Source organism: Loktanella atrilutea (genome assembly GCF_900128995.1).
Lineage (GTDB): Bacteria > Pseudomonadota > Alphaproteobacteria > Rhodobacterales > Rhodobacteraceae > Loktanella > Loktanella atrilutea.
In genome coordinates, this window is the sequence record NZ_FQUE01000004.1 from 20,834 (window position 1) to 34,581 (window position 13,748).

A 13,748-nucleotide genomic window follows, 5' to 3' on the forward strand; every position below is an offset into this window, starting at 1 on the left:
GTATATGCGCCCCATGAAGGACGCACAGACATCAATCCCGTTCATGAAGATGCACGGCCTCGGGAACGACTTCGTCGTCATCGACTCGCGCGACGGCGGCAAGGTCGATGCGGCGCTGGCGATGGCCATGGCGGACCGGCACTTCGGTGTGGGCTACGACCAGCTGGCCGAATTAACCGTGCCGATGGACGGGCTGGCAGACCTGCACCTGACGTTCTGGAACAGCGACGGCAGCCAGTCCGCCGCCTGCGGCAACGCCACCCGCTGCATTGCCGCATGGGAGATGGCGCGCCGCGGGACCGACGCACTGACAATCACGACGGACCGTGGCAGGCTGTCCGCCCGCAACGCCGGCGAGGGCATGACCTCCGTGAACATGGGGGCGCCGATGCTCGACTGGTCGGATGTGCCTCTGGCGTCAGAAATGGACACGCTGCACCTGCCGATCGACGGCGACCCGGTGGCGACAGGCATGGGCAACCCCCACTGCAGCTTCTTCGTCGAGGATGTGGCGACCATCGATCTCGCGGCCCGCGGGGCAGAGATCGAACATCACCCCCTGTTCCCCCAACGGACCAACGTGCAGTTCGTGCAGGTGATCGGTCCTGACCACCTCCGGATGCGCGTCTGGGAACGGGGCGCGGGCGTCACGCTGGCCTCCGGCTCCTCCTCCTGCGCCGTGGCCGTCGCCGCCGCGCGCCGGGGTCTGACCGGGCGGCGGGTGCGGATCGACCTCGACGGTGGAACGCTCCAGGTGGACTGGCGCGACGACGGCGTCTGGATGACCGGCCCCACCGCCCATGTCTTCGACGGGGTCTGGCATGGCTGACGCGCCGATCTTTTCCAACCACGGCTGCCGCCTGAACGCCTATGAAACCGCGGCGATGACCGAACTGGCGACGGCGGCGGGCGTCACCAACGCCGTCGTCGTCAACACCTGCGCCGTGACGGCAGAGGCGGTGCGCAAAGCCCGCCAGGACATCCGCAAGCTGCGCCGCGCCCACCCGGACGCGAAGCTCATCGTCACCGGCTGCGCCGCCCAGACCGAACCCGCGACCTTCTCGGCCATGGCCGAGGTCGATCTGGTCATCGGCAATACCGAAAAGATGAGGCCCGAGACCTGGGCCGCGCTGGCCCCCGACTTCACCGGCACGACAGAACCGGTGCAGGTCGACGACATCATGTCCGTGACCGAAACGGCGGGCCACCTGATCGACGGCTTCGGCACCCGCAGCCGCGCCTATGTGCAGGTCCAGAACGGCTGCGACCACCGCTGCACCTTCTGCATCATCCCCTTCGGCCGCGGTAACTCCCGCTCCGTCCCCGCGGGTGTCGTGGTGGACCAGATCCGGCGGCTGGCGGATCGCGGGTTTCAGGAAATCGTGCTGACCGGCGTCGACCTCACCTCATGGGGCGCCGACCTGCCCGCCACGCCGCGGCTGGGCGATCTGGTCACGCGCATCCTGAAGCTGGTCCCCGACCTGCCGCGGCTGCGCATTTCCTCGATCGACAGCATCGAGGTGGACGAGGCGCTGATGGCCTGCATCGCGACCGAACCGCGCCTGATGCCGCACCTGCACCTGTCATTGCAGCACGGCGACAACCTGATCCTGAAACGGATGAAGCGCCGCCATTCCCGCGACGACGCGATCCGCTTCGTCGAGGAGGCCCGCCGCCTGCGCCCCGACATGACCTTCGGCGCCGACATCATCGCGGGCTTTCCGACGGAAACCGAGGCCGCCTTCGCCAACTCTCTCGCGCTGGTCAGGGACTGCCACCTGACGTGGCTGCACGTCTTTCCCTATTCCCCGCGCCCAGGCACGCCCGCCGCGCGGATGCCGCAGGTGCGCGGTCCGCAGATCAAGGACCGTGCCGCGCGGCTGCGGGCGGCGGGCGAGGCCGCGGTGCAGGCGCATCTGGCGGCGCAACTCGGCCAGCGCCACAACATCCTGATGGAATCCGCCCGCATGGGCCGCACCACGCAGTTCGCCGAAGTCCATCTGGACAGCGACCAGCCCGAAGGGCGCATCGTCCCCGTGCAGATCACCGGCCAGCGGGATACGGTGCTGCTGGGCCGCGCCGACGCCTTGGCCGCCTGAACCGCCAGCCCGAAAGGCCCCCTGATGAAACGCATCCCCCTCGGCGCGCGCCTCGACATGGAAGACAAGGCCAAGGACGCAGGCTTCAGCTTTCACACCATGTACGGCGAGCCCTACTGGGACGAGGAGACGGCCTATGCCTTCACCCTCCGCCAGATCGAGGACGACATCGAGGATCCCTCCACCGCCCTGCACGCTATGTGCCGTGAGGCCGTGGCCGAGATCGTGGGGTCCGAGGAACTGATGGACCGTCTGGCGATCCCGCCGGAGCATCGCGACCTTGTGGCCGACAGCTGGCAGGACGGCGAACCGGAGCTTTATGGTCGCTTCGACCTGATCTACGACGGCCAGTCGCCCGCGAAGATGATCGAATACAACGCTGACACGCCCACCGCCCTGTTCGAAAGCGCGTCGTTCCAGTGGGACTGGCTGGAGGACATGATCGCCGCCGGCAAGCTGCCGGAAGGCACAGACCAGTTCAACGGCATCTATGAGGCACTGACCGCCCGATTCGCGCAGATCGGCGCCGCAGGCAGCCATATCCACTTCACCGCCTTCGCCGATTCGCCAGAGGATTACGCCACGGTCGAGATGATGGCCTATGCCGCGCGCGCCGCCGACATGGGCGCGCATTTCGTCAACCTGCCGGACATCGGCGTAACCGACAGCGGCCAGTTCGCCGATGCCGCGGGGCAGGTGATCGGCACGCTCTTCAAGCTCTACCCGTGGGAAGACCTGCTGCGCGACGATTTCGCCACCCATCTGGCCGGGGCGCACTGCCGCTACCTCGAACCCGCATGGAAGGCCGTCGTGTCGAACAAGGGGATCCTGCCAGTCCTGTGGCGGATGTTCGAGGGGCACCCGAACCTGCTGCCCAGCTTCTTCGCCGATGAACTGGACGCGGGCTGTGCCGCCGTCGACCGGGCGGCGGATGCGCTGGCCCGCGGGATCGTGCGCAAGCCCATCTTCAGCCGCGAAGGCGCCAGCATCAGCATTCGGCAGGGCGACACGATGATCGAGGATGCGGCGGTGCGCGACTATGACGCGCATCCCATGATCGCACAGGCCTACCACGAGATGCCGGTCTTCGACGGCTTCCGCCCCGTCATCGGCGCATGGATCGTGGGCGAAACCTGCGTCGGCATGGGCCTGCGCGAGGATCGGTCCCGCATCACGCAGGATCTCAGCCGGTTCAAGCCGCATTACATTCTGGCCTGATGCACCCTATCTGAAGGCAAAGCCGCAAGGAGACGCCACCGTGACCGCAACCCGCCCCCTGAAACGCACCCGCATCATGCCCGCGATCCTGCTGGGCGCGACCGCCTTCGCGCTGGCGGGCTGCAAGGACGAGACGGTCGAGGCGAGCGCCTTTCCCGACAAGGCCTCCTGCGAAGCGGCGGCCAATGATGGCACGGTCGCCTTCACGGTGCAGGACTGCGATGCGGCCTATCAGGACGCGCTGGTGGAATACGAACGCTCCGCCCCGCGCTACGACGATCAGGCCCTGTGCGAGGAGCAGCACGGCGGCGAATGCGTGGTCGACCAAAGCGGCGGCAACGGTGGCGGGTCGATCTTCATGCCGCTGATGGCCGGCTACCTGATGGGCAGCATGCTGGGCGGCAACCGCGCGATGACGCAACCGCTCTATCGCGATGCGGGTGGCAAGTTTGCCACGGCGGGTGGCGGCACCGTGCTGAACGGCAACCGCGGCAGCGCGCGGATGCAGCCGTCCAGCTTTCGCGCCCCGCCGGCGGCGGCCGCCCCCATGACGCGTGCGACGGTCAGCAAGACCGGCGGCTTCGGGTCGTCGCGGACCAGCAGTTTCGGCAGCAGCCGCAGCTTCGGCGGCTGAACCGCCCGCAGACCGGTGCTTTCACCCGCGGAAGCGATGCGCTAAGAACGCGCAACTTCTGATCTGGCGAAAGTGCGCGCGATGAAATTCACCCTGTCATGGCTGAAAACCCACCTCGAAACGGACGCCTCGGTCGCAGAGATCGCCGAGACGCTGACCGATCTGGGGCTGGAGGTGGAGGGGATCGAGAACCCCGCCGAGAAGCTGCGCCCTTTCACCATCGGCTACGTCGAAACCGCCGAAAAGCATCCCGACGCGGACAAGCTGCGCGTCTGCCAGGTGCGGACCGGCAACGGGCTGGAACAGATCATCTGCGGTGCGCCCAACGCGCGTGCGGGCATCACGGTCGTCGTGGCGCATCCCGGAGTCTACGTTCCGGGAATCAATTCGACCATCGGCGTGGGCAAGATTCGCGGCATCGAAAGCCACGGGATGATGGCCTCTGAACGCGAGCTGGAGCTGTCGGAGGAACACGACGGCATCATCGAGCTGCCAGAGGGCGAGGTCGGGCAGAGCTTTGCCGACTGGTTGGCAGAACACGAACCCGCCCGCGTCGATCCGGTGATCGAGATCGCGATCACGCCGAACCGCGCCGACGCGCTGGGCGTCTACGGCATCGCCCGCGACCTCGCGGCGCGCGGCCTGGGCACGCTGAAACCTCTTGAGACGCCGCAGATCGACGGCGCCTTCACCTCCGATCTGACCGTCAGCATCGATGACGACACGACGGATGGCTGCCCGGTGTTCTGCGGGCGGCTGATCAAGGGTGTGACCAACGGGCCCAGCCCCGATTGGTTACAGAACCGTCTGCGTGCCATCGGGCTGCGGCCGATCTCCTTCCTCGTCGATGTCACGAACTATCTGACCTACGACCTGAATCGCCCGCTGCACGTCTTCGACGCCGACAAGGTGCAGGGCAACCTGCGGGTCCATCGTGCCAAGGGTGGCGAACAGATCGTCGCACTCGACGACAAGACCTACACGCTCAGCGAAGGCCAGATCGTGATCTCCGACGACGCCGGCGTGCAAAGCATCGCGGGCGTCATGGGCGGCGACGCCACCGGCTGCACCGCCGAGACCGTCAACGTCTTCGTCGAAAGCGCCTATTGGGACCCGGTGCAGATCGCCTATACGGGCCGCGCGCTGAAGATCAATTCCGACGCCCGCTACCGGTTCGAGCGCGGGATCGACCCGGCCTTCACCCCCGACGGGCTGGATCATGCGGTAGCCGTCATTCGGGCCGTGGTGGGCGGCGAGGCCTCGCAGATGGTGCAGGCGGGGCAGGTGCCCGACACCGACCGTGCCTACAAGCTGGACCCGGACCGGGTCGTCAGCCTCGTCGGCATGGACATTCCCGCCAAGACCCAGCGCGCAACACTTACGGCGCTGGGCTTCCGGTTGGATGGCGACATGGCGCATGTGCCCAGCTGGCGCGGCGACGTGCAGGGCGAGGCCGATCTGGTCGAGGAAGTGGCGCGCATCGCGTCGCTGACCAAGCTCGTCGGCGTCCCGATGCCGCGCAGCCAACCCGGCGTGCCCAAACCGGTGCTGACGCCGGCGCAGGTGCGCCTGACGGCGGCGCGGCGCGCCTCCGCGGCGCTGGGTTACAACGAATGCGTGACATACAGCTTCATCGATCAGGCAGCCGCGGCGCTGTTCGGCGGCGGCACGGACGACACGCAACTGGAAAACCCGATCTCGACCGAGATGTCGCATCTGCGGCCGGCGCTGTTGCCCGGACTCCTGCAGGCCGTCGCGCGCAATCAGGCCCGCGGCTTCGGAGACCTCGCACTGTTCGAGGCGGGTGATGTCTTCAGCGGCGGGGAACCCGGTGACCAACGGCCCTGCGTGGCCGGCTTGATGGTCGGGCGAACGGGGCCAAAGGACGTGCATGGCGCGTCCCGTGCCGTCGATCTGTTCGACGTGAAGGCCGATGCAGAGGCCGTGCTGGCCGCAATGGGTGCGCCCGCAAAGGTGCAGATCCTGCGCGGCGGCGACGGCTGGTGGCATCCCGGGCGCCACGGGGTAATCTGCCTTGGTCCGAAAAAGGTGCTGGGCGTCTTCGGCGAACTGCACCCCAAGGTGCTGCGCGCCCTGGATGTGAAGGGACCTGCCGTCGCCTTCACGATCTTCCCGGCCGAAGTTCCGCTGCCGCGCAACAAGGTGAACACGCGACCTGCGCTCGCCTCGACCGATCTGCAGGCGGTGGAACGTGACTTTGCTTTCGTGGTGGATGCGGGTGTCGAAGCGCTGACGCTGGTCAATGCCGCCGCGGGGGCCGACAAGGCGCTGATCGCCGACGTGCGGGTCTTCGACGAATTCATCGGCGGCAGCCTTGGTGAAGGCAAGAAATCCCTTGCCATCACCGTGCGGTTGCAGCCGGTGGATGCGACCCTGACGGAGGCGCAGATCGAAGGCGTGGGCAAGCAGATCGTGGCCAAGGTCGAAAAGGCCACCGGCGGCGTTCTGCGGGGATAGGCCTGTCCGGGTCTGCACGGCAGACCCGGATGCCTTTCAGGTGAATTGGCTTCGCCAAATAACCGGGGCGACAGTTTATCTGGCCAGATGACGGGTGGGCGTCAGCCTTTCGGATCAGGAACGTTCTTGCCGCGCTGCACGGCGGGGCGATCGTAGAAGCGGGCGACATAGGCCGGCACGTTCTTCAGGTCGTCGTAGCCCGTGACTTCTTTCGCACCGTAGAAATCGAGCGCGTTCAGCCAGGGCGCCAGTGCGATGTCGGCGATGGAAAAGTCGCCGGCGATCCAGTCCCGCCCCGCAAGCGCGCCGTCGACGACGCCCAGCAGGCGTTTCGCCTCGTCAATATAGCGCTGTTGCGGGCGGGGGTCGTCGATGTCCTTGCCGGCGAACTTGTAGAAATAGCCCAGCTGCCCGAACATCGGACCGACGCCGCCCATCTGGAACATCACCCACTGGATGATGTGGGCCTTGTCGGCTGCGGTGCGCCCCAGCAGCTTGCCAGACTTTTCGGCAAGATAGATCAGGATCGCACCGGATTCGAACAGGCCGATCGGACCGTCCGGCCCATCCGGATCGATGATGGCCGGGATCTTGCCGTTCGGATTGAGAGAGGTGAAGGCATCGGACTTCACGTCGGCGTCCTTCAGCGTCACCAGATGCGGCTCGTAGGGCAGGCCCATCTCTTCCAGCGCAATGGACGCCTTCACGCCGTTCGGCGTGGGGTAGGAGTAGAGCTGGATCACCGTCGGATCGGCAGCCGGCCAGCGCGCGGCAATGGGGAAGGTGGACAGGTCTGTCATCGGGGACTCCGGACTTTGGGGGGACATAAAACCGCTTCTATTTTTCGGCGAACGCGATAATCGTGGCGTGCACCGGGCGGACTGAACAGACAGCCGCAACTTTTGGAACAGGGGATAAGGCCGTGCTGAACGAATTCAAGGATTTCATTGCCAAGGGCAATGTCATGGATCTTGCCGTTGGAATCATCATCGGCGCGGCGTTCACCGCGATCGTGACATCGCTGGTGGGCGACCTCATCAATCCGGTCATCGGACTGATTCTGGGCGGGGTGGATTTCACCAACATGTATGTCGTCCTGTCGGGCACGGTGCCGGAAAATGCGGGACTGCAGGCGGCGCGGGATGCCGGTGCCGCGGTCTTCGCCTACGGTGCCTTCATCACGGCCTGCATCAACTTCTTCATCATCGCCTTCGTCGTCTTCATGCTGGTCAAGGCGGTCAATGCGATCAAGTCAAAGGCGGAACGACCCGATGACGTGGTACCGGAAGTAAAGACAGGGCCGTCAGAACTCGACGTGCTCATCCAGATCCGGGACCAGCTCCGCCGCTGACAGGGGGCTTAGAACGAAAGTTGCGCGATCGCCGGGATCGCGCAGTTTACCTGCGGCGATTGTCGCTAGGGCGACGGCTTTGCGACCGTACGGACTCCTGTCGGCCGGAACCGAACGGATCACCCTTCCGCGTCAGCAGATAGATCATCAGTGCCGCGAGGCCGATCGCCGCCATACTGGCAAGAAAAACATCTATGGTCATGATCCGGTCCGTTTGTTCATGCAGGCAAACGAGCCATGATCGGATTCGGTTCCCGATTTCTGCAACTGCACTACGACCTGGCTCAACCTGTGGCCGATCTGCCGCGGCCCGGATCAGTAGTCGAGGGCATCCGGAATCGTCGTCGTGATCGGAAAGGCGACGGTGACGGTATGGCCGGCCTCGGTTTCCGACGTCTCGACCTTTCCGCCCAGTTGGACGGAAAAGGCGCGGATCAGCTGGTGCCCGACATTCTTTTCGGCACCGCTCCCCTCCGAATTGCCGGCGGAACTGCGGCACTGGAATTGCGCCATGCCGGGCGACACCACCAGCAGACTGAACATAAGGAAGCGCGGTGCGTCCTCCGTCGGCGTCGCGGCGCGCATGTGCTGAAGCGCGTTCGTACCGACCTCGCCTACCAGAAGGGCGAGGGGGACGGCCTGATCCGGCAACAGGTGGAAATTATCGACCTTCAGGTCGTGGGTGATGTCGGTTCCGATCTCCGGCAGTTGATCGAACAGGGTGCCGCAGATGTCCTGCATCAGCGGTTGCGCCTCTGTCCGGGCCAGATCCTTCGATTGATAGATGTAGCGGTGCACGGTCGCCAACCCCAGCACCCGGTCCTGCAGACGCTTCAGTGCGTGCCGGCTTTCGTCCGACCGGGCCGACCGGATCTGCATGTTCATGATCGACGAGATCATCTGCAGGTTGTTCTTCACCCGGTGGTGCACTTCCTTCAGCAACACGTTTTTTTCGCGCAGGCTGTTTTCCATCCGCGCCTCGTCGTCGATCAGGTCGTAGGCCATGTTGACGAAGGTCTGTTCCAGATCGAACAGCTCCTGCGGCAGCATCTCGGTGCTCTTGGCCTTCGGCAATGCGCGGTCCGATGCAAAGCGGCGCATCCGGGTGCGCAGGTCCTGCACCGGGCTGACGACCAGCCTGTGAACGGCGAAGTACGCGACCAGCAGGCTGGCAAGCCACATCAGGGCCGGCAGGAAGAAGGACGGCAGCGTGATGGCGGAACTGGCAAGGAAACCTTCGGTCGGGGCCCAGCCGGTCATCGCATAGGCCAGATCGGGCACCAGCGTCAACATCACGAATACGCGGCGCTCGCCGTCCGCATTGCGACCGACGAAGGTCGAGGGATCGGCACCGAGGCGCAACAGCGCCTCTTGCGACAGGTCCACCACGGGGTTGACCGGAGCCTCGCCCTGATTGGCGATGATCCGGCCGTTGCGGTCGAAGATGACCAGCGACAGCGGCGGCTCGGCGTTGTCGAGGTCCGGCATGCTGGACAGCTGATCAGTCGGCAGCGCCAGGACGATCTGACCGCGAACGACACCGTCCTGCACCACGGGCTGCAGCAGGATGACGCTGTTGCCTTCGCCCGGTTCGGCGGCGTGACGGGTCTTCAGGACAGTGTTGGCGCTGGTCGCGACTGCGCGCGCACGATCGTCGGACCCGATCGAGAACGGCGCGGCTTCGGAAGAACACTCGATCTGCCCGGAAGGCTGCAGGAACCCGGCAAAGCTGATGCTGGGATCGGCATCGCTAAAGGCTCGGAACGCGGCTCTGCAGGCGGCGGGGTCGTCATCGGTCAGATCGAAGGTGGCCGCCTGCCCGCGGGCGGCGCCGATCGCACGCTGCAAGGTCTGCCGCTCGCCCGAAATGGCGAGTTCGGTCAGCGCTACCAGCGACAGAGCCGTGCGCGCACGCAGCGTCTCGTCGAGGTTCTGGGTCTGCCAGATCGCCAGCAGGCCGATCGGCAACAGGGCCAATGACAAAAAGGCAACGACGCGAAACGGCAGGCTTTGCAGGAACGGCCAGCGGTCCTCTTTCTCAACCGGCACGGAGGACATCAGAATGCCGAGTTGCCATTGTTGGCGACCACTGCGATCGTGACCTTGTCCGTCAGTTCGACCGGTCCATCCGCGTCGAGGTGCATGAGTTCGGCCAACCGCTTGCGGCCCCGGTTCGCCCGGCTCTTGATCGTGCCCACGGCGACATCGCACATCGCCGCGGCTTCCTCGTAGGAAAAGCCCGAGGCGCCGACGAGGATCAGCGTTTCGCGCTGTTCGTCCGGCAGCTTGGCAAAGGCGGTGCGAAAGTCTGTCATCTGCAGATGACCGTCGTGGGCCGGCTTTTCGGCCATGTTCTCGGTAAAGATGCCGTCGACGTCGGCAACCTCGCGCTTGGCCTTGCGGCGACTGGAATAAAACGTGTTGCGCAGGATGGTGAAAAGCCACGCCCGCATGTTTGTGCCGGGTTCGAATTTCTCGATGTTCGTCCAGGCCTTGACGACCGTATCCTGCACCATGTCATCGGCCGTCGATCCGTTGCGGGTCAGCGAGATCGCGAAGGCTCGCAGTGCAGGCAGGTGATTGACGAGTTCGTCACGTGGATCAGCGATCATACATTACCGTCCTGACCCTTGGTATCCTGCGCCTTGAGCTTGCTCAGCAAATCCTTCAGGCGGTCCGGCAATTCGGCCTGTTCCTGCTCGCGAAAGACACGCTTGAGATTGGCGTCGATCTGAAGACGCGCCTTTTCGCTCGGGGTATCGTTGGACATTTGCCCGCCTGCCATTATCTAAATTCTACACTCGGCCTAGAGGAACCTAAACGCAACGATGTGCGTTCGGTTCCCGCGATAGGGAAAGACAGGAAAAAAAGACTATGTCAAACGGCACTGCACAGCAGGATATCACTACAGCAATCGGGACCTATCTGCCTTACCTTCGCCGCTACGCGCGGGCCCTGACGGGAACTCAGTCCAGCGGTGACGCCTACGCCGCCGCCACACTCGAAGCGATTTTGGAAGACCGCAGCATTTTTGACACGCAGATTTCGCCGAAGTCGGCTTTGTTCAAGACCCTTCACATGATGTGGATCAGCACCGATACGTCGGATCCGGGCGAACTGCCCGTCGGTATCGAAGGTGCGGCGCAGCGCCATTTGGCCAAACTGACCGCCAATACGAGAGAGGCGCTGCTGCTGCATACGATCGAGGAATTCAGCCACGCGGAAATCGCCGACATCATGTCGATCGACGAATCAGAGGTCGTGCATCTGATCGACGTCGCCCACCGAGAGATGGCGGACAGCGTGTCGGGTCGCATCCTGATCATCGAGGACGAGGCGATCATCGCGATGGACCTCGAATCCCTCGTGTCGGATATGGGCCACAAGGTGACCGGCATCGCCCGGACGCATGCGGGCGCCATCACGCTGGGACAGTCGGAACGCCCCGACCTGATCCTTGCGGACATCCAGCTTGCGGACAATTCGTCCGGGATCGACGCCGTGAACGAACTGCTGAGCGAATTCGGCGACATGCCCGTGATCTTCATCACGGCCTTCCCGGAACGCCTGCTGACCGGCGACAAGCCGGAACCGGCATTCCTGATTGCCAAGCCCTATACCGAGGATCAGGTCAGATCGGCGGTGGCGCAGGCCATGTTCTTCTCCTCGACGGAAACGCTGAACGTCTGACCGCTGCGATGCGATCCTCTGCGGGGGATCGCATCCATCCGTCCTTCCCCAACAGAAAGGTGCCCTCGCGTCCGCGGGCCGTGTCGGAACAACTGTCCGACCGGTTGCATTGGTAACAGGCAGCCGGGTCACGGCTGCCGCTGTCGGGAACCATCATGGCCACGAAATGTAGTCAGTGTCCGTTGCGTCGCCATGCCCTGTTCAAGACGATGTCCGAACAGGACGTGGCGGCGATGCAGCGGTTCAAGGTTGGAGAGTTGACGATCGAGGCCGGGACACCCGTCCTGATCGAGGGGTCGAACTCCCCCCAGCTGTTCACCGCCCTGCGCGGCCTCGGGTTGCGCTACAAGACGACGATCGATGGCGCCCGACAGGTCGTCAACTTCGTCTTTCCGGGTGATTTCATCGGCCTGCAGGCCGGCGTCATGGGCGAGATGTCCCATTCGGTCGAAGCCTCTTCGAACATGACGCTCTGCGTCTTCAACCGGTCGGAGCTATGGAATTTCTTCAAGTCCCACCCAGAGCGCGGCTTCGACATCACATGGCTCGCGGCGGTCGAAGAGCATTTTCTGGGCGAGGCGCTGACATCCGTGGGCCAGCGTTCTGCCTTCGAGGCGCTGTCATGGGCGCTGTTGCGAACCTTCGTGCGGGCAGAGGCGATCGGCCTCGTGCAGAACCGCAGCATGAGGCTTCCTTTCCGCCAGAAGGATCTTGCCGATGCCCTCGGGCTGTCGCTGGTTCACACCAACAAGACCCTGTCGAAACTGCGCGAAAAGCAGCTGGCAGACTGGTCGGACGGACACCTGACGATCAACGACAAAGCCAGACTGGCGGATATTGCCGGTGTGGAACTGGACGTCGTCCCACGCCGCCCGCTTATGTGACGACGCCTAGATGTTGCGCAGAAAGGCGATGAGGTCTGCCTCGCCCTGACGCAGCCCGGCCTGCGACGATCTGGCTTTCATGCTTTTCAGCATCGTCGCCCTGTCATCGTCGTCGACTTCTGCAAGAGCGATGACGGCCGGGTGGACATAGCTGTTGCGCGCGACCGTCGGCGTGTTGTGCAGCACGCCCGACGCCGCATCGGCCATGGCCTTGACCGTCAGGTGGCTGCCGGATTGCGCCACGCCAAAGGCGGCCAAGGTTCCGTTCCACGTCCGGATCGTCTTGGCGGTAATGTCGGGGCCGCAGATTTCGTGCAGCGTTTCGTTGATCTGCTCCGACCGCACCGCATGGGCACGACCCGCCTCGTCCAGCCACGTGATGATCTCTGCCCCCGGCAGATCCTGACAGGCCTCCAGCACGGCCGAGAGGCGCGGTGCGTAGAAATCCTTCTCGATTTGCGCACCGCCCTTGCCGACATAGGCCAGCCGCACGCGCCCGTCGGCAAAATCGCCGTGTTCGTTCAGCATCGTCGTCGCGCCGTAGCTGCCGTTCTCTTCGGTATAGCAGCTGTGCCCGACGCGCAGCGACGCGCGGTCGATCAGCGCCAGGGTCGCCGCAACCGCCGTATCGCGCTCGCCGATCGGGTTGCGCAGGTGACTACCGATCCACCGGCGCAGCTGCGGCAGGCTTTCGGCAAAGCTTGCCAGTTTCTCGAACTTCAGCTGCGAATGATGCTCTGTCCAGTCGGCGTGATAGCGATATTGCTTGCGCGCCCGGTCATCGAGTCCCGTGGCCTGCAGGTGACCGCGCAGCAGCGGCGAGATCCAGACATTCTCGTAGGCGGGCGGCACGGCGATGGCGGCGATCCTGTCGCGCTCGGCCACGTCGTCGATCCGCGTGCCGTCGGCCGCCGTGTAGCTGAAGCCACGACCGGCCCGACGCCGGGTGATCCCCGGTTCGCTGTCGGGATAATAGACCAGCTTGGCCGCCTTCGCGATGTCCGCGCAGGCCATTCAGGCGGACTCGATCTCTGTCACGGACTTCAGCACTTCGTCACCGTCCTCCTGACGGATGCGAAAGGCCGGCTCATCCTCGCTGGCATTGCGGGTCACTTCGTTCCCCTTGATTTTCAAAGTGGTCTTGCGGGTATATCGCATGACGATCTCACCCTTCGCGGACCCGCTGCCCCAAGTCCACTTGACGGTATCACCCTCGCTGAAATCGCTCATCTGTACTCTCCCATCGTTCTGACTGGATAACTGCGATCACGCGCGGCGGTTCCAATGGCACCGGTCGAGGGCTTTCTGGTATGGGCGGGGAGGGGGGACTGGCCGGTCAAGGCGCCGAGGGAACAACACCGACCGGCCAATCACGCAAGACACGGGGACAGTGT

Annotated in this window: 14 protein-coding genes; 8 read left to right on the plus strand and 6 right to left on the minus strand. The window is 64.6% G+C overall.

Annotated features, from left to right (window positions below; translation table 11 throughout):
* Positions 1-13 precede the first annotated feature (13 nt).
* The 5 genes from dapF to pheT all read left to right on the plus strand — a co-directional run bounded on the left by dapF (position 14) and on the right by pheT (position 6,429).
* Positions 14-829 (plus strand): diaminopimelate epimerase, encoded by an 816-nt coding sequence (gene dapF / locus BUA54_RS09795; RefSeq protein WP_245810613.1) that lies wholly within the window; start codon positions 14-16, stop codon positions 827-829.
* A complete protein-coding gene (mtaB, locus tag BUA54_RS09800) occupies positions 822-2,099 on the plus strand; it encodes a tRNA (N(6)-L-threonylcarbamoyladenosine(37)-C(2))-methylthiotransferase MtaB (RefSeq protein ID WP_072857084.1) in 1,278 nt (425 codons plus the stop codon). Before dapF ends, mtaB begins: the two co-directional genes overlap by 8 nt.
* Positions 2,100-2,123: 24 nt before the next feature.
* Complete coding sequence (locus tag BUA54_RS09805) at positions 2,124-3,317, plus strand: glutathionylspermidine synthase family protein (protein ID WP_072857085.1); 1,194 nt, start codon at positions 2,124-2,126, stop codon at positions 3,315-3,317.
* A 40-nt stretch (positions 3,318-3,357) separates the two neighbouring features.
* The gene (locus BUA54_RS09810; protein WP_245810614.1) at positions 3,358-3,951 is read left to right on the plus strand and encodes a DUF1190 domain-containing protein; all 594 of its coding nucleotides are present in this window, start codon (positions 3,358-3,360) and stop codon (positions 3,949-3,951) included.
* 81 nt (positions 3,952-4,032) lie between these two features.
* Positions 4,033-6,429: a phenylalanine--tRNA ligase subunit beta gene (gene pheT, locus BUA54_RS09815; RefSeq protein ID WP_072857086.1), complete on the plus strand. Its 2,397-nt coding sequence runs from the start codon at positions 4,033-4,035 to the stop codon at positions 6,427-6,429.
* Between the two features lie 101 nt (positions 6,430-6,530).
* On the opposite strand, the gene BUA54_RS09820 is transcribed toward pheT, so the two are convergent.
* Positions 6,531-7,229 carry a glutathione S-transferase family protein gene (locus BUA54_RS09820; RefSeq protein WP_072857087.1) on the minus strand — a complete coding sequence of 233 codons (699 nt, stop codon included), beginning with the start codon at positions 7,227-7,229 and terminating at the stop codon, positions 6,531-6,533.
* A gap of 122 nt (positions 7,230-7,351) precedes the next feature.
* Between BUA54_RS09820 and mscL the strand changes: the two genes are divergently transcribed.
* Entirely contained in the window at positions 7,352-7,780 is a 429-nt protein-coding gene (gene mscL, locus BUA54_RS09825; RefSeq protein WP_072857088.1) for a large conductance mechanosensitive channel protein MscL, read from the plus strand.
* 315 nt (positions 7,781-8,095) lie between these two features.
* Here the strand turns inward: mscL and BUA54_RS09830 are convergent, their stop codons facing one another.
* The 3 genes from BUA54_RS09830 to BUA54_RS20825 are packed head-to-tail and all read right to left on the minus strand — an operon-like array spanning position 8,096 to position 10,550.
* Positions 8,096-9,829, minus strand: coding sequence for a sensor histidine kinase (locus tag BUA54_RS09830; protein ID WP_178352737.1), 1,734 nt, complete (start codon positions 9,827-9,829; stop codon positions 8,096-8,098).
* 8 nt (positions 9,830-9,837) lie between these two features.
* The gene (locus BUA54_RS09835) at positions 9,838-10,392 is read right to left on the minus strand and encodes an RNA polymerase sigma factor (RefSeq protein WP_072857090.1); all 555 of its coding nucleotides are present in this window, start codon (positions 10,390-10,392) and stop codon (positions 9,838-9,840) included.
* A complete protein-coding gene (locus BUA54_RS20825) occupies positions 10,389-10,550 on the minus strand; it encodes a NepR family anti-sigma factor (protein WP_143155396.1) in 162 nt (53 codons plus the stop codon). Before BUA54_RS20825 ends, BUA54_RS09835 begins: the two co-directional genes overlap by 4 nt.
* A gap of 104 nt (positions 10,551-10,654) precedes the next feature.
* On the opposite strand from BUA54_RS20825, the gene BUA54_RS09840 reads away from it, so the two are divergent.
* Entirely contained in the window at positions 10,655-11,470 is an 816-nt protein-coding gene (locus BUA54_RS09840; protein ID WP_072857091.1) for a response regulator, read from the plus strand.
* Positions 11,471-11,625: 155 nt separating this feature from the next.
* Positions 11,626-12,354 (plus strand): Crp/Fnr family transcriptional regulator, encoded by a 729-nt coding sequence (locus BUA54_RS09845; protein ID WP_072857092.1) that lies wholly within the window; start codon positions 11,626-11,628, stop codon positions 12,352-12,354.
* Positions 12,355-12,360: 6 nt separating this feature from the next.
* Here the strand turns inward: BUA54_RS09845 and BUA54_RS09850 are convergent, their stop codons facing one another.
* Positions 12,361-13,368, minus strand: coding sequence for a DNA topoisomerase IB (locus tag BUA54_RS09850; protein WP_072857093.1), 1,008 nt, complete (start codon positions 13,366-13,368; stop codon positions 12,361-12,363).
* The gene (locus BUA54_RS09855; protein WP_072857094.1) at positions 13,369-13,584 is read right to left on the minus strand and encodes a hypervirulence associated TUDOR domain-containing protein; all 216 of its coding nucleotides are present in this window, start codon (positions 13,582-13,584) and stop codon (positions 13,369-13,371) included.
* Between the last annotated feature and the right edge of the window lie 164 nt (positions 13,585-13,748).